Source organism: Legionella santicrucis (assembly GCF_001468135.1).
GTDB classification, from domain to species: domain Bacteria; phylum Pseudomonadota; class Gammaproteobacteria; order Legionellales; family Legionellaceae; genus Legionella; species Legionella santicrucis.
The window spans coordinates 1-21,438 of the sequence record NZ_LNYU01000010.1 but is presented as its reverse complement, the minus strand read 5'-3'; the positions used below and the strand labels follow the sequence as shown (position 1 = coordinate 21,438).

Below are 21,438 nucleotides of genomic sequence, written 5' to 3'. Positions count from 1 at the left end.
TATGCTAACAACTTTGTGCATCAAACAATTTGCAATTGTGCACCATTTGGAGTTAGATTTTACACAGGGAATGACTGCATTTACTGGCGAGACTGGGGCAGGGAAGTCCATTATGATTGATGCATTGATGCTCGCTTTAGGTGAGAGGGCTGATGCCTCCGTGATTCGTCCTGGTCAAGAAAAATGCGATATCACAGCAGGTTTTTTTGTGAGTCACGATTCTGAACCGGCACAATGGCTTGCGGATCATGATATCCCTTGTGATGATGGTGACATTTATTTACGTCGCGTGATTTATACTGAGGGACGTTCTAAATCGTATATTAATGGACAACCTTTTCCTTTGCAAAAAGTGAAAGAGTTAAGTGAAAAATTAGTACATATTCACGGACAACACCAGCATCAAGCGTTAATGCAGCATGCCACGCATCGCCAGCAATTGGATCAATATGGCAAGAACCAGCCCTTGCTTGAAGAAGTAGCCCAACTTTACAGACAATGTCAAAAACTTCAACACGAAATAGAACTTTTACAAAGCCAGGAGCAGCAAGCAGATAAAATCGAGTTACTGCAATTCCAAATCGAAGAGTTATCCGCATTAAACCTTCATGAAAACGAAATTGAAACCTTATACCAAGAACATCAGATGTTGCATCATGCCAAAGAGTATTTACAAAACTGTCAGCAAGTACATGGACTCTTAAATGCCGATGATGAACCCAATATTTGTACGAGTCTAAATCAAGTTTTACACCTGCTTAGCCAATTGCCTCAAGAACATATTCAAATCAAAAATGCTCAAGAGTTGATTAATGGCGCTTTGATTCAATGTGAAGAAGCAGTTGATGAAATGCAGCAATTTTCTGAACGTGTTTATTTAGATCCTGAACGCTTATATGAAATTGAAACGCGAATGAGTAACATACATCAACTTGCCCGTAAATATCATGTGGACAGTAGCCAGTTACATACCCATGTACAGTATTTACAAAATGAACTTGAAAGTTTACATAACAATAAACGTCAATTAACCCAATTACACGCACAGCTTCACCAATTGCTTAACGCTTATGAGACTTCTGCTTTAAAATTGAGGGAGACAAGACAAAAACAAGCTCAAAAGTTAGCACAAGAAATTACTTTAAGTATCCAACAACTAGGCATGCCTAAGGGGCAAGTAGACATTGCAATAACTGCACTGGAAAAAATGCAGGCACATGGGATGGATAAAGTTGAATATAAAGTTTGTACCAACCCTGGCATGGAGCTTGATTCGCTCAGTAAAATTGCTTCAGGTGGAGAACTTTCTCGAATTGGTTTGTCGATTCAAATGATTACTGCGCAACAAGGTACGACGCCCACTTTATTGTTTGATGAGGTGGATGTTGGGATTGGCGGTGCAACGGCTGCTTTGGTAGGACAAATGCTTCGTAAATTGGGAGAACGATTACAAGTATTTTGTGTCACGCATCAACCCCAAGTTGCTGCTGCAGCACATAATCATTTTAGGGTGGAAAAACAAAGCGATAATAAGGAGACATTTACGCGCATTAGCTTACTGCAACAGACTGAAAAAATTGATGAAATTGCACGTATGCTTGGTGGGCTCAAAATTACAGAGCAAACACGTTCCCATGCTCAAGAGTTATTAATGCAAAGCAATTAGGATGTGTTGACACACCCTATTATAAGATAACTAAAAATCCCTCACTTTGATGTATAATCACCTCGCCTAGACTGTAAAATAACCAATTGGCTCTATAAAATAACATCTAGGTAATATAACAATCATAGCGAGAGAACTATTTCATGCAATCACGATTTACTATTCCAAAAAATTCTGTGACACAACTTCAGAAACTGATGTTGCAATGTTTACTCCAGAGTAAGGCGCAAGTCTCCTTGTACGAATCACAGGATTCACGTAATCTTGAATTCGGTTATCCATCTTCAAACAATGATTTATTTAATCAACCCATGCTGTCGTTTTCAAATCTATTAACAAAATGGGATGAGCTTTTACTTAATAAGAACATAAATGAGCAAATTCATGACGAACCAAAGATGGCGCATCAGGTACGTACAGTAAATCACAAAGCAATTTCTTTATTAGCAGGTACGATGACCAAAATGGCAAATAAAGCCTATACCGAGTTTGCTCAAACTGTCAATGAACGCTTAGATAAAGGTGAATCTATTCAAGCGATTACCAAAGAATTAGTCCAGTTATCCAGCTATCAAAGTGAGTATATTCGTAATGAGCTTTTAAAACGACTGGATACAGCCTCTTGTCGGCTATTATTTGAGCGTTTCGTATTACTTGCTAAAGAGCTGACTGAAATGGGAAATTATTTTAGTGCACAAGCAGTGTACCAAGCCTTTGTTTATTCAGACATACAAAAACTATTTGATAAGAAAGACTGGCGTGGGCTTTCGCCGCAAATAAAAATCATATTACAATACTTAGAATCATTGTATGGTCCGGGTGAAACAAGCAGAAACAATCTTGCTTGGTTGTTAGAACAACCAAATCCGTGTAAATTACCTGTGATTAATCGTATTACCACTAAGTTCGAACTGACAATTGCTGGTAGAGATGAAAATTTAAAATTAAAAAAAATTCGTCTCGAAGAGCAGTTGCATACTGCTCAGGAAGCCAAAACAATTACGGAGAGGAATGAGACCGAGCCATCTAATGAAGGGATTCAAACGCACACTCCATTACTACAGAATGAAAAGCAAGACATGGTTTATGGTAAAATTAAAGACAGCATCGCCCACGGTCTCTATGCTGGCATTGCAAAAGAAATTGATGAAATTAATCTACAACGTATCCAACTTAATTTGTCGCGCGTTCAATTTATAAATGAAGAGCTTAGGTGCCATTTATCACTTTTTAATAATCAGGATTTAGAATTTTCTAAAACTTTAAAGCATGAAATCGTTAATGAAAATGTAGAATTTTATTTATTCAATCAAAAATTATTGAGTGATTTAAATCAAATCTTAAAAAACTGTGAGAATAAGCTGCAGTTTATTTTAACCGATAAAAAAGGCAATGTTGAAGAGCAATGCAAAAGATTATTGTGGGATAGTTATCAGCAACTAAAGCGCATTGTTGAAGAGGGAAATCTCTCAGCCCCCCAAAACGTGGAAGTAGTTCGTAAGTTTTGTAAGGAATTTAAGCGGGCCTTAGCGGATCAAGAGAATGTCTACTCATATCAAAATGGCTGCCAATCTCTGCTTGAAGAGTTAAGTGGTTTAACGAATCAGATTAGTAAAGGACAAAAACAATATGAACGCAATTTAATGCGTCGTTCCAAGAATCAACTGTCTCATACAGACTTTTTTGATCGAATGGTTTTAGTGGATCATATACAGAATCACCTTTATATCTTGCCTAATAAATACTTAGAAAGTTTATTGGAATGGCATGCTAATTGTCTATTCGAACTGAAACAATTAGATAATAAAAAACTTAATACGCAAAAAAATACTACTTTTTTTGGTCAAAAACTTTTAAATGATTTGGAGAGTCAGGGTAAAACATTTAAAAATTTATTAGCTTGCCTTGAGCAAGTGATGCAAATCCTAGTAAAGGCAATAGAGCATGATGACATTAATAGATATTGCCATGCTGAAATGAACCGTTTAATGGTACAATTTTGTATGTGTGAGCAGTCCTTAAGATTACCAAAGAAAGAGTTATCTCAATTACTTTCTTTATTACAGGGTGTGAGATCGTCTGTTGATCAACAGACCCAAAATGAAGAATATAGGCATGCTAAAATGCACATTGGTCTGGTTTTTGATGAAATGTTATCCCATGCCCATGATTTACAGATCAAGGATTCTAAAAGATTAGAATTTAGCCAAATGCGTGCCGTTTTGTTGGCTTTGACTTCACCTGCTTGTGAAACGGTGCAAACCAAAATTGAATATCTTGAGAACTTGTTATCTGCGCCCATATCTGTTCCTGATCGGATTGAGAAAACGGTAAATAATACCTTGTATCAGCTATTTAATAAGTCCTTTCTCCAGACGGAAACAAAAAAATCTAAATTCTTATCGCTGCTTTTAAAGTATTATGACGCCTTGAAAAATTTACAGGAAGTTGAATTGGATCAACATCAATTGCAAGAAATTTCTTCATACAATACGATTGTCTTCGGAGAGAAATAAAGAGCTCTCGGAGCTTTAGGCATCTAGAATGTGTGGAGATTAGTCTGATCATCTCTGCTTGTTTCAAGTAGAGATGATCTGGTGAAGTACATTAAAGAATTTATACCATGGCGTTAACGCGCTCAGGTAATCGTTCAACAAACTCTTGTGTCGCTGTTTTTTCGTCTTTAGAAAATGAAAATAGTCGATGTTGATTATAAACAGGATTATTTTTCGCCTCAGCAAGGATGTTTTTGAGTGAATTGTCATTAGACGTTGTTGCTTGAACTTTTTCTCTCAACTCATGAAGGGCACGGTTTTTATCTCCTGCTAATTCAGTACCAATTTTGACTTGATTTAAGTGTTTTCTTGAATATTTGTCAATTAAAAAGAGGGTATGTTCTACTTTCCATTCTTGCCTTTCTTGTGAAGAATGCTGGGCATCTTTAGGCAGTTCTACTTTTACATCTTTTTCTATTCCTCGTTGTTTATCCCATGCGCGGGCAAAAGTAAGCACTTCTTTTTTATTAGATGCTGAGTTGAATTGACTGGCCACATAATCCCAGCCCGCTGCTAGGGCATATAAAGGCGATGCGATGATTTTTAGAAGACGAGTAGGGATATCTGTATTTGGCTCATTTTCGGTTTCTCCTGCCAAACGTTCTTCCAATAACGATGCTGTTTTTTTAGAGTCTTGCGAAGACTTCTCTTCATGGCCAGCAAAATAGTGAGCATCTTCAAAACCTTCACTAATAATTCCCACCAGCGCGGATACAATTTGCGGCACGCCAGGCATACGATCTGAAGTTACGGCAATGCTGACTAGATGCCCTAAAAAGAGCAGAATTCGTAGTGGAGTAAGGGTCAGTTTTAAAAGCAGGCGAAATGGGTTGAAAATCTGGAACCAATTTTCTGTATCGCGGACATGAGACAGGTTTTCAGCCACTGACTCATAAATGCTACGAAATATGTTTTTATTCGAACGAGTTGCCTCATCTACTATTTCTAGAGATTCAGCAGTATTTTGGATGTTAAAGAATATAGCGGATAATCCCGTAATAATTGGATTAATCACACCCATAATAAAACTGGGCATCTTTTTCATCCAGTCAAATAATGGACGTGCATTAGTCGCTATAGTCCACCAAGTCCCTGCAGTACAAATCGTAAGTGCAACTGCTAAACCTGCTAAAAATACGGCCATAGATGCCATAAACACATTACGGACCGTTAAGCCTTGGCTCAAATCATGACGAAGTTTTTGATACCATTTATTAAGGGTATCGTTGTTAATCAGATCGGTGATGGTGTTATAGGTCAACATTCCATATGCAGCGCCGGCAATGATCGACATGGGAACGATTATGAATGGCCATAATGCAAAGGGAATTGCGGCAAACAAAGGAATTACGCTAAATGCTTCAACGATGAGATAAGTACTACCTAACCCCATAAAAGCTGCAGCAAGAGCACTAAAGCCTTTAACATAATTAAACGTAGATTGGCGCTTCTCCAGGCGAGCTTGCCATTCGCTTTGTTCATGTTTTGCAAGCCATTTTCTTAACTTAAGTGCATACGCAGAAGGTTTTTCTTCATCGTGAGAATCTTTGGGGGCGAAAAGTTGTAACGCAAACCATTTTTCCATGTCTGCTAGAGTTTTTTCGATTTGTTTTTTTTGCTTTTGACTTTCCTTATCAAGTTGTTTGTGATGAAACAGGCTAAGAAGTTGCAGTTGCTTTTCATAATCCTTGAAAAACTGAGGACAATTTGGATCATCAGTATTCTCGGGGAAATTTTTTAATAGATACTCCTTTGCTAAATGATTTTCTAAGTAGTTACTTTTAAATAATTTTTTAAAGGCACCTTTAATATTTTGTAAATAAATTTCACCTTCATAAGCGACGGAGAGCCCAAAAGTGGCAAATGCTAATGACAATGCGGGAATTAATGCATACATGCCACCAAAACTTAAAAAACCAAGGATTAAACTAGCACCCGTTGTTAGAAGGGTTAGAAGCAGATAATAGGGAATTTTTTTTATAGGGAAACTTTTTTTATTGATTGCCATCTATTTGCTCATTGAGTGGATTAGGGGTCCCACTTTATCCCAAATGAAAATGATTATCAATAGCGAATAGATTAAAAAAAGAACACGTGACCATTGTTTGTTGTAACGCGACTTTAATTAAGCAGTAGATCCCATTGTAGAATTTAGGTAAAGTAAATGGCTACGAGTTAATCTCGTTTTAAAATTAATTAAATTTAGGAGTATAAATGCGTTTGAATCAATGGATGACCTATATCGCAGCGGGTTCGATGTTTGCGAGTGCGAATGTTTTGGCAGCGAATGCTATTCACGAGCAAGTGCAAGTACCTCAATGTCTTGCAGCAAAAATTGCTACTCCCTATGAGGTTTTGGCAGAAAATAAGGATTTTAAAATTATTGATATTTCTGCGACTGATTTGGATGCTCTCAGTCATTTAGCGGATCAAGTCAATTGTGGGCGATTCATCAATGTGAGCCACAAAATTGAAGGGATGCAAATTGCAGTAAAAAAACAATCAGCACAAGGTCTTTTACAACAAAAGACTGTTAAAGCAAAACCTCTAAGTGATATTGCTTATGAAATTAAACATCAAAAGGAAGTTAATGAAGAGTTAAAAAATATAGTGTCTGATAATATTTGGCATACTCTATCTCAATTAACTGCATTTCATAATCGTTCAGCAAGTCAAGATACAGGCGTATTAGCTGCTAAATGGTTAAAAGACACATTTGAGAAGATGGTCATTGAAAGTGGTCGTACTGATACTGCAACTTTCTTTGTAGAAACAGGCCGGTATAAGCAACCTTCCTTAGTGACGGTGATTGGTAAAGACATTAAAGCACCTGCGGTAGTGATTGGGGCGCATATGGATACGCTTGATGGACGTATGCCAGGAGCGGGTGATGATGGTAGTGGTTCATCATCGAATATGGAAATGGCGCGCGTATTATTAAATTCTAAAATAGCATTTAAGCGTCCCATTTATATTATTTGGTATGCCGCAGAAGAACGCGGTTTAGTAGGCTCCCAGTATGTAGTGAAGCATTTTAAATCCAAATCTATCCCGGTAAAAGCGGCAATACAGTTTGATATGACTGGGTATCGCGTAGATCCTAAAGATCCTACTATGTGGGTATTTACCGACTACACCGATAGGAACTTAAGTAAATTTGTCGCTCAATTAATTAAGACTTATGTACAGGTTCCAGTTGATTATTCAGAATGTGGTTATGGATGTAGTGATCATGCTTCATGGCATGAAATAGGAGTTCCAGCAGCATTCCCTTGCGAGTCTAATTTTGAAGATCATAATCCTTACATTCATTCCTCTTCAGATACTATGGACTTATTAAGTCTAGAACATATGACTAATTTTTCTAAATTGGCTTTAGCTTTTGCGATTGAAATGGCCTTAGAATAATTGCCAATGCCCCTGAGGGGGCATTTTTATTTTTTAATGCACTTTTTTCAACAAGAATCAAAAATCTTTCTGCTTGAGATGATGTGAGCACACCTCAGGTATTTGTTCAGAGGGGATGCTTGCCTTTTGACGAAATCCTTGGCCATACTGTTAACTTAAATAGTGCATGAGCATCATGCATTAGGTAGCGGTTTAGGTGGGCAATGGTATTCTTGGGTAATTTCATTTTCAGAGTTTACTGCTTGCAATACAATAGGGAATTTCCATAAGGAATAAAGATGTTTGAGCACATCTGTGGTTGTATTACCCAAGGGAACTCGATTGTGTTGTGCATATCTTAAGGTCATGGAACGATCCCCTTGTAAATCAATGGAATAAACTTGGATGTCTGGTTCAAAATAACCTAAGTTATATTGTCTTGATAAGGCTTCTCTTATTTTTTGATATCCTGATTCATTATGAATGGCATTGACGTAAAGATCAGGGCTACGATCATCATCGACGATATGAAATAATTTCAAGTCTCGAATTAATTTAGGTGATAAATATTGGGCAATAAAACTTTCATCTTTATAATTACGCATGGCTGTATCAAGACTGGTTAACCAGTTTGTATTTGCTAAATAAGGAAACCATCGTTTATCTTCTTCAGTAGGATTTTCACAGATCCGTTTGACATCTTGCATCATATGATATCCCAATGTATAGGGATTAATGCCATTATAATAAGGGCTGTTGTAAGACGGTTGCATGATGACATTCGTATGGCTTTGTAAGATTTCCAGCATAAACTCGTCAGTAACCAAGCCTTCATCATACAGTGCATGTAAAATTGTATAATGCCAAAAACAGGCCCATCCTTCATTCATTACTTTAGTTTGACCTTGGGGATAAAAATATTGCGCCATTTTGCGTACTATACGTACAATTTCGCGTTGCCAGGGTTCTAATAAGGGGGCATTTTTTTCAAGAAAATATAAAATGTTTTCTTGAGGCTCTTCTGGGAAACGCTTTTTCTGAGACGGACTTACCACTTGCTTGCTGTGTGGGATCGTTCGCCATAATTCATTTACTTGAGATTGCATGTATATTTCGCGGTTTTGCTGGCGAATCTTTTCTTCTTGCATGGATAATGGGGCGGGGTGTTTATAACGATCTACTCCATAATTCATAAGGGCATGGCATGCATCAAGTATTGCTTCAACCTCATTAATGCCATAGTGTTCTTCGCAATCGCTGATGTATTTTTTTGCAAATACTAAATAATCAATAATGGCATCAGCCGAGGTCCACATTTTAAATAAATAATTATTTTTAAAAAATGAGTTATGGCCATAACAAGCATGAGCAATAACCAAAGCTTGCATAGGCATAGAGTTTTCTTCCATGAGATAGGAAATACAAGGATTAGAATTGATCACTAATTCATAAGCTAAACCCATTTGCCCACGTTTATAACTTTTTTCAACACTTACAAAATGTTTGCCAAAAGACCAGTGATGATAACCTATAGGCATACCTACTGAGGCATAGGCATCCATCATTTGCTCCGCAGAAATGACCTCAATCTGGTTAGGATAAGTGTCAAGCTTAAAGTCTTTAGCAATGCGTGCGATTTCGCGATCATAATCCTGAATTAATTCAAAGGTCCATTCTGCGCCTGTAGATAATGGTTTCTTTCTCATACAGTTTTCCTTTTAAAGAGCTCATGAAATACAGGATATATATCCGCTACCGTATCAATATTTTCCATGGCAAAATTAGGATAGCTCTCTTTAACGAGCTGATAAACTTCCCATAAACTTTGATGATGACGCGGCATGATTTCGATGTAAGCAAAATATTGCAATAAAGGCATAATCTTATCTTGAAGTAGTTCTTGGCAATAAGGTGAATCTGCATTCCAATTATCACCATCTGATGCTTGAGCCACGTAAATGTTCCAAGACTCGGGTGGATAGCGTGCCTCAATAATTGCGCTTAAAAGTTCCAAGGCACTAGAAACTACAGTCCCTCCAGTTTCTCGAGAATAAAAGAACTCTTCTTCATTGACTTCTTTGGCTGATGTATGGTGCCGGATAAACACTAATTCAATTTTTTCATAATTCTTAGTAAGGAACATATAGAGCAAGATAAAAAAACGTTTTGCAATGTCTTTTTTAGCTTCATCCATTGATCCAGATACATCCATCACGCAGAACATGACTGCTTGAGTAGACGGAGAAGGAATACGGATACGATAATTATACCGGAGATCAATCGTATCTATGAATGGGACGGTTTGTATTTTCTTTTTCAAAAACTCAATTCTTTTTTCTAATTTTTTTATTTCATCTGTATCTAGAACAGGTTGGGCTTGCAGCTTATCCAATTCTTTCACAGATTCTTTTAATTGTCTTTTATAGGGAGATGCTAAAGCTACTCTTCGCCCTGTTGCTTGTTTCATGGAGCGGAGAACATTAATATTATTAGGAATACCGCTGGTTGTTACTCCAGCGCGGACGGTTTTGAACGTACTAATTTGTGCGAGTTCTTTTTTAACCAAATCAGGTAATTCAAGATCTTCAAAATACAAATCAAGAAACTCTTCTCGCGATAATTCAAAGACAAAATTATCTTCGCCTTCGCCGCTATCACTTGCATTGGAGTCGCCTCCTCCTCCAGAACCACCACTAGGTCTTTTTATTCTATCGCCAGCTATAAAATTGTCATTACCTGGCAATATGCGCTCTATGTGTCCGCCTTGGCCTCGGCGAAACATAGGTTCAGAAATGTCTTTAGCTGGAATCGTAATTTGTTCGCCTTGGTCAATTTCAGTAATACTACGTTTTCCAACAGCGTCGGAGACAGCACGTTTGATCTGATTTTTATAACGACGAAGGAAACGTTGGCGATTTACCGTGCTTTTTTTCCCTGCGTTTTGTCGTCTATCAATCAATTGCGACATAATTTATCCCCATACAAATCATTTTTCGTGAATATTGTGGCTTGATGAAGCGCAACTATAACCCCGGAAGCCAAGCCGCTTTGAGCCCATCTTGGATCTCATCACAGATGAGGGTTTTTTATTATTGTGACTTCCGTACTCGCAAATACCATTCACAAAGCAAGCGTACTTGTTTGCGTGTATACCCTTTATCTATCATTCGCGAAATGAATTCCTCATGTTTTTTCTTATCATCTTCAGAGGCTTTAGCATTAAAGGAGATAACCGGTAACAAATCTTCAGTATTGGTAAACATTTTTTTCTCAATAACTGTTCTTAGTTTTTCATAACTGTTCCAAACAGGATTCTTGCCTCGGTTATTAGCGCGAGCACGTAACACAAAATTCACTACCTCATTACGAAAATCTTTTGGATTTGATATCCCGGCTGGCTTTTCAATTTTTTCCAATTCTTGATTCAATAAAGCGCGATCAAAAATTTCACCTGTATCAGGATCTCGATAATCTTGATCTTGTATCCAGAAGTCAGCATAGGTAATGTAGCGATCGAAGATATTTTGTCCGTATTCGGAATAGGATTCCAGATAAGCTGTTTGAATTTCTTTACCAATAAATTCAACATACTTAGGAGCAAGATACTCTTTAATGAAGCCTAAATAAGATTCCTGTATTTCTTGGGGAAGCTGTTCTTGTTCAATTTGACGTTCTAACACATACATTAAATGTACTGGGTTTGCTGCTACTTCACTATGGTCAAAATTAAACACTTTAGAAAGTATTTTGAAGGCAAAACGAGTGGAGACACCGCTCATTCCTTCATCAACACCAGCAAAATCACGATACTCCTGATATGATTTTGCTTTTGGATCAGTATCTTTTAAACTTTCTCCATTGTACACACGCATTTTAGAGTAAATGCTTGAGTTTTGTGGCTCTTTTAAACGGGTTAAGACCGAAAATTGAGCTAACATATCCAACGTGCCTGGCGCACAATGAGCTTGAGTTAATGAACTATTATCAATAAGCTTTTGATAAATCTTATTTTCTTCAGAAATACGCAGACAATAAGGTACTTTTACAATATTGATACGATCAATAAATGCTTCATTATTTTTATTGTTTCTGAATGTTTGCCATTCTGATTCATTGGAGTGAGCTAAAATAATTCCTTCAAAGGGTATGGAAGATAAACCTTCAGTTGGATTGTAATTGCCTTCTTGAGTTGCTGTTAATAAAGGATGTAAAACTTTAATGGGCGCTTTAAACATTTCCACAAACTCTAAAAGACCACGGTTGGCTCGACATAGTCCTCCAGAATAACTATAAGCATCTGGATCATCTTGGGAAAATTCTTCTAGTTTACGAATGTCAACTTTACCGACCAATGAAGAAATATCCTGATTGTTTTCATCTCCGGGTTCTGTTTTGGCGATTGCAATTTGCTTTAAGCGAGAAGGTCTTACTTTAATTACTTTGAATTTGCTGATGTCTCCATTGAATTCATGTAATCTTTTTACAGCCCAAGGAGACATGAGGTAGCGTAAATAGCGGGAAGGAATGCCAAAACGCTCTCGCAATAATTCTGCATCTTCTGTCGGATTAAATAAAGAAAGTGGGGACTCAAACACCGGCGAACCTTTAATGGCATAAAATGGAACTTTTTCCATCAAATCTTTTAACTTTTCAGCAATTGAAGATTTACCACCACCAACAGGTCCCAAGAGATAAAGAACTTGCTTTGTTTCTTCCAATCCTTGAGCAGCATGTTTTAAAAAACCGACAATTTGTTCGATTGGCTCTTCCATGCCGTAAAAATCTTGGAACACGCGATACTGTGGAATCACTTTATTGGAGAAAATTCTTGATAACACAGGATCATGGCGGGTATCAATCATTTCTGGCTCCCCTATAGCCATCAATAATCGTTCCGCTGGATTGGCATAAGCAGAAGGGTCATTTTTACACAATTCCAGGTATTCTTCCAAACTCAGTTCTTCTTCTTTATTATCAACAAAACGTTTGGTATAGCCGGTTAAAAAGTCTTGAGTGTTCATGTGCCATCCCCTTATACATATCCTGGTGAAGGATATAAACCTATGTTTCTTTACATTTAATACTTCTCGCGGATAAAAGCAATAAATGTTTTTAGTTAACTTCTCACTCTTTATATTGTTTGATCTAAGAAGCTACCCCTTTATAATTATTATAGGCTAAACTAAGTAAATTTTTATATAACTCAACAAATTAATCGCTTTTTCGCAAAGGATGTCATAATCATGCCAAACACTACTGTTTTTTTGAAAAATTACCAGCCTCCTTTTTTTACAGTAGATACTGTGAATTTAAATTTTGACTTATATGATGATCATGCATTGGTTAGCAACGAACTTAAATTAATTCGTCGTCATAAAGGGCCATTGCATTTATATGGTGACGAATTGGAATTAGTCAGTGTACATATGAACGGTCAAAAATTAGAACCTTCTGCTTATACCTTACAATCTGAAGCACTCATCATAGAAAATTGTCCTGATGAGTTGACTTTAACTATAGTGACACGTATTTATCCACAAAATAATACACAATTATCCGGTCTGTATCGTTCCAACCATTTATTTTGTACTCAGTGTGAAGCAGAGGGATTTAGACGGATTACGTATTTTCCAGATCGCCCTGACGTATTAGCGACTTATACCACTCGTATCTCGGCAGATAAAAAGCATTATCCTATTTTGTTGTCTAATGGAAATTTAGTTGATTCAGGTGATTTGGCTGATGGACGTCATTGGGTGATTTGGAATGATCCTTTTAAAAAACCTTCTTATTTATTCGCTTTAGTTGCGGGTAATTTGGCTCGAGTCAGTGATCAATTTGTTACTTGTTCTGGGCGGACTATTGATTTGCATATTTATGTTGAACCTGGAAATGAGGATAAATGTGCACATGCGATGAAATCTTTGAAAAATGCCATGCGTTGGGATGAAGAGGCCTATGGACGAGAATATGATTTGGATATTTTTATGATCGTAGCTGTCAGTGATTTCAATATGGGAGCAATGGAGAATAAAGGATTAAATATTTTTAATTCTAAATACATTTTAGTGAGTCCAGATACCGCAACGGATCAAGATTTTGCTGATGTTGAAGGAGTGGTTGCTCATGAATATTTTCATAATTGGACAGGTAATCGTGTTACATGCCGAGATTGGTTTCAATTAAGTCTAAAAGAAGGATTAACTGTTTTTCGTGATCAAGAATTTTCTTGTGATATGAATTCACGTGATGTGAACCGCATTATGGATGTTCGTGTGTTACGTAGCGCCCAATTTCCAGAGGATGCAGGTTCAATGGCGCATCCTGTGCGACCAGACTCGTACCAAGAAATAAATAATTTCTACACAGCAACCGTTTATAATAAAGGTGCTGAGGTAATTCGTATGCAGCATGCTTTACTTGGGAAAGAGGGGTTCCGACGTGGCATGGATTTATATTTTGAACGTCATGATGGTCAAGCAGTTACTATTGACGACTTTGTTGCGGCAATGGAAGATGCGAATCAGGTAGACCTGACTCAATTTAAACGATGGTATAGCCAGGCAGGAACCCCAGAAGTGACGGTAATCAGTACTTATGAAAAGGGTAAGTTAACTTTAAAGATGCAACAAAATTGTCCTCCTACCCCTGAATGCCATCATAAGAAACCATTTCATATTCCTATTCGTATTGCCCTCTTTAATTCTCAAGGTCATAAGATCCATATAGATAGAGATATTTTGGAGTTAAAAGAAGCAGAACAAAGTTTTAGTTTTTCTGATTTAAGTGAAAAACCTGTTTTCTCCTTATTAAGGGGGTTTTCTGCTCCTATCAAATTGAAACATAATTTAAGCCAAGATGAGTTACTGTTCTTATTGCGTTATGAAACAGATGGGTACGCTAAGTGGGATGCTGCTCAGAGTCTCGTCTTGAGTTGTATTAAGAATTATTTAGAACAACCATCAAATACATGGCAAATTCCTCCTGCCTTGAGTTCAGCATTCAAACATGTCTTACTCGATGAGTCATTAGATGCTGATTTACGCGCAGAATTATTAACTCCCCCTGGCTTTGAAGAAGTCGCAGCAACATTAAATTGCGTTGATGTGGGCACAGTGGAGACTGCTCGTGATTTTTTCCGTCAACAATTGGGTTGGTATTTGTATGACTCGGCACAAACACTTTATCACCAATTGTGGCAAGCAGAAGATCATCAGATGCACGGGGTAGCTTATGGACGTAGAAAATTACGTAATATCTGTTTGTGGCTCATGATGAAGGCAAAAGAAGCCGCTGCTTTAGAAATGTGTCAGCAGCAATTTATCTCTGCACAAACGATGACCGATCAAATAGCGAGCTTTTCTTTATTAGCTAATTGTACCAATCAAGGATTGCGAGAGCAGGCAGTTGAGGATTTTTATAAACAATGGGCTAAAAATGATTTGGTTTTGGATAAATGGTTCACAATTCAAGCTACCAGTGAACTTCCAGATACCTTAACTCATGTAAAAACGTTATTACAACATTCTGCATTTAATATTAAAAATCCTAACAAGGTTCGCGCTTTAGTTAGTGCATTTTGTATGGCAAATCCACGTAATTTTCATGCTGTTGATGGTAGTGGATACAGCTTTTTAGCGGATATATTAATTACGTTAGATAAGATCAATCCACAGATTGCAGCGCGCGCTGCCAATCCATTTACTCGATGGCAACGTTATGATAAATCCAGGCAAAGTTTAATGCACAATCAGTTAGAAAGATTAGCGAAGCAGAACCTATCGCGTGATTTAGCTGAAGTTGTTTCCAAAAGTTTGGAACATCGTTAAGTTGTCTTTTCAATAAGAGATTTGCCTTCCGCAAAGCGGAAGGTAAATCTCAATTAATGTTTTGAATATAAAATATAAAAAATGATATCAAACTCACATTAATTATTATCAAAGTTGCATTACAAAAGTATGATACGGTTTTGTTTATATAGGTGAGTTAAATGAATTTGTTGGAAAAAGTATTATTCTTAGAGCAAGAGGCTGCTGATTTTGGCTTTCAGTGGGAAACAACCGCTCAAATTATAGAGCAAATTCAAAGTGAATGTATGGAAATTTCGGAACATTTACAGTCAAAACAGAGCATGAACCAATCTGCGTTACAAGAAGAAATTGGTGACCTATTGCATGCGGTATTTTCCTTATGTGTTTATTGTCAATTTTCTCCTCAAGATACGCTTAAAAAAACATTAGAGAAATTTGAGCGTAGACTGCAAGCAGTGAAGACAGTTGCAAAAGAAAAAGAATTAAATAATTTGCAGGGACAATCTTTTGATGAATTGATGCACATTTGGAATTTGGCGAAAAAGCGTGTTGGTTAGTATAAGTGCTGTTTAGAGTTCCATTTTGATTGCAACCAAGTTTGGATTGGAATGGAGCATTAAGAACCAATATTCACCAAAAGCAATGGGCCTACTAATAAGGATACTCTTCGTTTTAATTCAAAATATCAAAAACCGCATGGCTCACAATTTTGGTTTAAGCTATCTATAACGAAACTTTAGCGCTTTCAGCCGGAAGCGCACTAATCCAATTACAAAAATCCATAGGATTCAATGTATAATAAAGTCCTATACCCAACTCACATAAGAAAATAATTAGCACAAGCATACTAAAAAGAGAAAAAAGAAGTTGCTTACTTTTTCTTTTTTTCTCATGAATCTTATTTAAAATGGTTTCATTACTGTGGAATAACCGATCATTAATAATTTTGATAATGGCTTCTACAATAGCTTTATGACAGCGTTGATTTTCTAGTGCTTGTAATTGACTAATGGATGTGTGTAGTACAACAACCGACTCAATAGCAATTACTGTAAGCGCACAAGTACGATTTTGAATGGCCCTCATTTCATCAATCGTTTCACCAGAGGCTAGTGTTTCTATAAATTCAGGATCAGAGTTCTCATCCTCTTTCTTATAAAGACCAACGGTTCCTGAAATAATAATAAAAAAATCATCACTTATTTCTCCCTCTTTAAGTAAAAGATCACCTTTACCTAAAGTTGTTCGAGACGAAATAGCCATGAACAACTGATAGTTCTTTTCAGACAAATGTTTCAACAATGGACTGTTTCTTAAGATATTTTTTTCTTGTTCGGAAAAATCGCTCATTGAATTTTCCTTAATTCAAATTTATTTTTATTCGTAATCACTATATAACAGCAAAGGTGATACGAAGAAGGAGGGCTTATTTTAATTATTGTAAAATTATGAATTTTTGCAAGAAAAGTTAAATAATTCTTAGGTATGACAACACACTCTTGTATTCATTGGTATTTTTAGTACTCAACTGCAAGAAGTCGCCATATAAAATTGAATCAAAAAATTTCTGGAGTGTTATGATGATTCAATCATGTTTCTGATATGATGAAGACTATCGTTATGTATCTTCTAGAATGAATGCCAATAAAAAGGAGAGTTAATTGCCTCAGCGTTATGCAGTTATGGGTAATCCTATCGAACATAGTCTATCCCCCATTATTCATCAACATTTTGCAAAGCAAGTCAATGCTTTAATAACCTATGAAAAAATTAAAGCAGATGATCGCACATTTGAACAACAAGTTACTGATTTCTTTCATCAAGAAGGCAAAGGACTTAATGTTACTTTACCTTTTAAACAACGTGCTTTTGCAATGGCACAACAACGTAGTCACCGCTGCCAGCAAGCTGGAGCAGCGAATACTTTATGGATAAATGCAGAGCAACTGCATGCAGATAATACAGATGGTATTGGTTTTATTCGTGATTTGAATCATTATCTTTCGGCACAAGACAAGCGCATATTAATACTGGGTGCCGGGGGTGCTGCACGCGGGATTATTTATCCATTATTAGAGGAGCATCCCACAGCCATCATCATCGCGAATCGTACGCCTGAGAAAGCCGCTGCATTACAGCAGGATTTTCCTCAGGTTAAATGTATTAACCTTCGTGAAGTTGAGGGTGTGTTTGATATTGTTATTAATGCCACTTCTGCGAGTTTGGCCGGGGAGTTTGTTACTTTACCTTTAGAGTGTATGGCTGCAAAACCGTTTTGTTATGATTTATCTTACAAACATCAGGGTATAACCGCTTTTGTCCGATATGCTAGAGACTTAGGCTGTGACGCCGTTGATGGTTTAGGGATGTTGGTTGAACAAGCAGCAGAGGCCTTTTTTATTTGGCGTGGAATTCTTCCCGAGACTAAAGATGTTTTGCGATTGTTACGCTCATAATCTATGAGCGTTATATGATTTAGGTATGTTTATTCTACGCTGATATGTGATGGAGTTGGTCATCAGAGCGCGTCACTCAAAAAAAGCAGCCACTTCTTTCGCGTTGTTCATCGTATCTTGAAACCCTAACTGAAGAATCTCTCTTGTGAAATCTTGTTCGAAAAGAACAAAACTTAAAAGATCACCAGAATGTTTCTTTTCACCTAAAAAATTAAGCAGATACCTCAACAATGTGGGTAGGGCTTTAAAATGTCCTTGAGCTAAAGGCGCTAAATCTTTACTTGGGCGCAGGTGCAATGTTGTAATAGGTCTCCAAGGAGAACGACGTTTCTTCCAGATGGATAGGAGCATTGCAATTTCGTTCATTCGATTTACCATTTCAATATCACGATCAAGATTGTCTAAGAAAAGTGCATTTAGCATATTTCCAAAAATGTGTGAAAAGGGAATATCGTCGTTATTACGCAAATTTTCCTGTTCAACGAATGTAGGTATGGCCCGAGTTCCTAAAATCAAAATTTTATCTACTTCAAAACGAATGGCGCCACGAAGTGGTGCTGCCAAGCCTATACTTCCATCACCATAATGAAATCCATCAAGTAATACTGTAGGAAAAAATAAGGGTAAAGCACTGGATGCTAAAATATGTTCTGCTGTAATGCTGGTGCGTTTACTGCTATGTCGCGGGTAATTCCAATCAACAAATTCAGGATTATTATGCTCATAAAAAGAAATTGTTTGACGTGTTTCATAGCAATTACTAATTATTTCCAGTGTATTTAGTGTGCCATTGGCTATATTTTGGGTGATTTTGGTGAAATCAAGCCCCTCATCGATCATTTGTTTCAGTGGGGTTGTATCTAATAAATGCGCTGCTTGGCGCTGTTTGATCATCATCGTACTCATATTACGTACTACTGATTTGCCTAATGCAAAGTTGCTGGCTTTGTAAATTTGTTGACAATGGATCTCACTCCACATAGTTTCGAGTTTATCAAGAGCAGTTGGGAAGTCGTCCGCATTTTCAGCAAGTACAACCGCATTAATACTGCCTACGCTAACTCCACTGACTACGTCAAAAGGAAGTGTTTTAACCTGTAATATTTGGCCAATTGCTTTGAGTACTCCTGCTTGATAAGCGCCTCGGGCACCGCCTCCTGCTAAATAAATGGCTTTTTTAGACATGATGATTGTTTTTGTCGCATTTTATTGAATATTTATGTGAAATATAGTTGAGTTTGAGATGGATTAGCAAGCTCTTCTAAGCCTTCTTCTCAAAATTTATGCTACTTGTAAGTGACTTAAGATGTTTTAAGATGACAAGGTCTATTGCAAAAAAATTAAAACTCCTTTACTTTAGCTTAGACAAAGCAGTCATGTTATATTAAGCATCATAAGGAACTTAACCTACTGGATTTTTTGAATTTTTTAACTGTAAACATATCTTTTGTTTTCACAAAAAATTCCAAAATTTACCGTCTTCAACATCCTTATCTTGCTTATCATGTAATGAGCTGCTTTTCTGGGTTTCAAAAAATATCCCCCTTTAAGGAAGAACGCTTATGGTAAATATCCTTCGTGAACAACCACGCGCATTTCATATGATTTTTATGTTGGAATTATGGGAGAGGTTTGGGTTTTATACAGTACAAGGAATTCTAACACTATTTTTTATCCGCTACTTGGGATATACAGATACGGTTTCATATTATACATTTGGCGCTTTTTCAGCTCTTGTTTACGGAATGGTCGTAATTGGTGGGTACTTAGGAGATAGGATTTTAGGTACCAAACGCACTATCGTTCTTGGTCTTATTGTTTTAGCCGCGGGATATTTTTCATTAGCGATTACAGATAAAGAACATGTGTTTTTTGCACTGGGTTTAATATGTGTGGGAAATGGCTTATTTAAAGCCAACCCATCGAATTTATTGGCTAAATGTTATGAAGAAAATGATCCTCGGTTACATGAGGGCTTTACTTTATATTATATGGCAATTAATTTAGGGAGTATGATTGCATTATTTGCAGGTCCTGCAATTTCCAGTCGATATGGTTATTCTTATGCTTATATGATGAGTGCAATTGGTTTGTTAATTGGATTAGCGAATTATTGGTTACAACACCAATTTATTGCTCATATTAATACGGATGCAGATAAGCGTGAGATCTCCTCACTCCATTGGTTAATAATACTTTTTGGAGTATTTTTTCTCACCGAATGCTCGGCATATTTATTGCAGCATGTAATGCTCACAAAAAATTTATTTTGGCTTATTACCCTTGCAGTAATTGGCTATTACATATTTATTTTGCGAAAAGAAAATAAAGTGGTAAGGAATCGCATGTTAGTTGCCTTAGCACTAATGATCGAGGCGGTAATTTTCTTTACGTTGTATCAGCAAATGCCAACATCCCTCAATTTATTTGCGGTACATAATGTGACTCCTGTTTTCTTAGGAATTACCATCGATGCACAAAGTTTTCAAGCATTGAATCCTATTTGGATTGTATTGATGAGTCCTGTTTTGGCTTACTTTTATGGCCTGCTCAATAAAAAAGGGATTACCTTCTCTATTCCTTATAAATTTTCTTTAGGCATGACCATGTGTGGATTGAGTTTTCTAATGCTCTTTTTTGCTCGTTATTTTTATACAGAGCATGGAATGGTTTCATCATGGTGGCTCATTATAAGCTATTTGTTTCAAAGTCTTGGTGAACTGTTGGTTTCTGCTTTAGGGGTGGCTATGGTTGCAGAATTAGTTCCTGCACAAATTACAGGTTTTGTGATGGGCATGTGGTTTCTAACCTCTGCAATAGCAGGATTTATTGGTGCGACGGTTGCTTCATATACGGCACTTCCTGAGCAAATTAAACCAGGAATTGGTTCGTTGATGATTTATACTCATGTATTTGCTTGTATTGGTATCGTGACTTTAATAATTGCGCTGCTTATGTGGTTATTGTCACCTCGATTAAGTCGCTATATAGCAACAAAAAATACAAATGCTCATCAGGAAGTGAAGGAAGTTGAATATTCTGTATCTAGATGCTTTATAAAGCCCTCTGGATTGGAAAATCACTCTAATTCTTGAGATCTTAATTTATACTCAATAAATCTAAAAAATGCTGCTGCTCCATGTTTTACTTGAATCGTTCGCGCTTCCTCGGGCTGGACGGTTCAAAGAAGCAACTGTATTTTTATTGTTTCAATTTCGGAGGATTTTTCAGGGCTAAACCGCGAGAAGGATAGTCAGAGATAAGATCAAGAGACAGGGCGAAAGCAGGGCGTCTATTTGAAGATATGTTGTGAAGTTCTAACCGGTTTGTTACTTTTAGAGCTTCCGCCGTTGCGCATAGGCGCCAATTTTTTTAAATTGATGTCTATGCGCACGCGAAGCGTGAGACTTTACTTACGATAACATCTAATTCGTTAGGTTACTGCTATTATATTGCGCTAACGACGTTATTAACGCCAGTGGCCGCCACCATGCCAGCCGCCGCCACCATGCCAGCCGCCACCACCATGCCAACCGCTACCACCATGCCAACCGCTACCACCA

The 21,438-nt window shown here is 37.1% G+C and carries 13 protein-coding genes; 7 read left to right on the top strand and 6 right to left on the bottom strand.

Annotation, left to right across the window (positions count from 1 at the left end):
- Window position 1 precedes the first annotated feature (1 nt).
- On the top strand, window positions 2-1,666 hold the full coding sequence (gene recN, locus Lsan_RS03145) for a DNA repair protein RecN (protein WP_058513084.1): 1,665 nt from the start codon (window positions 2-4) through the stop codon (window positions 1,664-1,666).
- A 143-nt stretch (window positions 1,667-1,809) separates the two neighbouring features.
- Window positions 1,810-4,182, top strand: coding sequence for a RasGEF domain-containing protein (locus Lsan_RS22815; RefSeq protein WP_237762016.1), 2,373 nt, complete (start codon window positions 1,810-1,812; stop codon window positions 4,180-4,182).
- Window positions 4,183-4,282: 100 nt separating this feature from the next.
- On the opposite strand, the gene iroT is transcribed toward Lsan_RS22815, so the two are convergent.
- Complete coding sequence (gene iroT, locus Lsan_RS03130) at window positions 4,283-6,229, bottom strand: T4SS effector ferrous iron transporter IroT/MavN (protein WP_058513083.1); 1,947 nt, start codon at window positions 6,227-6,229, stop codon at window positions 4,283-4,285.
- Between the two features lie 206 nt (window positions 6,230-6,435).
- On the opposite strand from iroT, the gene lapA reads away from it, so the two are divergent.
- Window positions 6,436-7,629 (top strand): aminopeptidase LapA, encoded by a 1,194-nt coding sequence (lapA, locus tag Lsan_RS03125; protein WP_058513082.1) that lies wholly within the window; start codon window positions 6,436-6,438, stop codon window positions 7,627-7,629.
- A gap of 173 nt (window positions 7,630-7,802) precedes the next feature.
- Here lapA and Lsan_RS03120 read toward each other — a convergent pair whose 3' ends face one another.
- From Lsan_RS03120 to Lsan_RS03110, 3 genes are all read right to left on the bottom strand, one after another.
- Window positions 7,803-9,314, bottom strand: a complete 1,512-nt coding sequence (locus tag Lsan_RS03120; RefSeq protein WP_058513081.1) for a SpoVR family protein — start codon at window positions 9,312-9,314, stop codon at window positions 7,803-7,805.
- Window positions 9,311-10,576: a YeaH/YhbH family protein gene (locus Lsan_RS03115; RefSeq protein ID WP_058513080.1), complete on the bottom strand. Its 1,266-nt coding sequence runs from the start codon at window positions 10,574-10,576 to the stop codon at window positions 9,311-9,313. Before Lsan_RS03115 ends, Lsan_RS03120 begins: the two co-directional genes overlap by 4 nt.
- A gap of 121 nt (window positions 10,577-10,697) precedes the next feature.
- A complete protein-coding gene (locus Lsan_RS03110) occupies window positions 10,698-12,629 on the bottom strand; it encodes a PrkA family serine protein kinase (protein WP_058513079.1) in 1,932 nt (643 codons plus the stop codon).
- A gap of 222 nt (window positions 12,630-12,851) precedes the next feature.
- On the opposite strand from Lsan_RS03110, the gene pepN reads away from it, so the two are divergent.
- Both pepN and Lsan_RS03100 read left to right on the top strand, forming a co-directional pair.
- Complete coding sequence (gene pepN, locus Lsan_RS03105; protein WP_058513078.1) at window positions 12,852-15,437, top strand: aminopeptidase N; 2,586 nt, start codon at window positions 12,852-12,854, stop codon at window positions 15,435-15,437.
- Window positions 15,438-15,598: 161 nt separating this feature from the next.
- Window positions 15,599-15,976: a MazG nucleotide pyrophosphohydrolase domain-containing protein gene (locus tag Lsan_RS03100; protein ID WP_058513077.1), complete on the top strand. Its 378-nt coding sequence runs from the start codon at window positions 15,599-15,601 to the stop codon at window positions 15,974-15,976.
- Between the two features lie 166 nt (window positions 15,977-16,142).
- Here Lsan_RS03100 and Lsan_RS03095 read toward each other — a convergent pair whose 3' ends face one another.
- Window positions 16,143-16,769: a Crp/Fnr family transcriptional regulator gene (locus Lsan_RS03095; RefSeq protein ID WP_058513076.1), complete on the bottom strand. Its 627-nt coding sequence runs from the start codon at window positions 16,767-16,769 to the stop codon at window positions 16,143-16,145.
- 311 nt (window positions 16,770-17,080) lie between these two features.
- Here Lsan_RS03095 and aroE point away from each other — a divergent pair, with 311 nt between their 5' ends.
- Window positions 17,081-17,875 carry a shikimate dehydrogenase gene (gene aroE, locus Lsan_RS03090; RefSeq protein WP_058513075.1) on the top strand — a complete coding sequence of 265 codons (795 nt, stop codon included), beginning with the start codon at window positions 17,081-17,083 and terminating at the stop codon, window positions 17,873-17,875.
- A gap of 72 nt (window positions 17,876-17,947) precedes the next feature.
- Here the strand turns inward: aroE and Lsan_RS03085 are convergent, their stop codons facing one another.
- A complete protein-coding gene (locus Lsan_RS03085; RefSeq protein WP_058513074.1) occupies window positions 17,948-19,060 on the bottom strand; it encodes a patatin-like phospholipase family protein in 1,113 nt (370 codons plus the stop codon).
- 377 nt (window positions 19,061-19,437) lie between these two features.
- Between Lsan_RS03085 and Lsan_RS03080 the strand changes: the two genes are divergently transcribed.
- The gene (locus Lsan_RS03080) at window positions 19,438-20,970 is read left to right on the top strand and encodes an oligopeptide:H+ symporter (protein ID WP_058513073.1); all 1,533 of its coding nucleotides are present in this window, start codon (window positions 19,438-19,440) and stop codon (window positions 20,968-20,970) included.
- The last annotated feature ends 468 nt before the right edge of the window (window positions 20,971-21,438 follow it).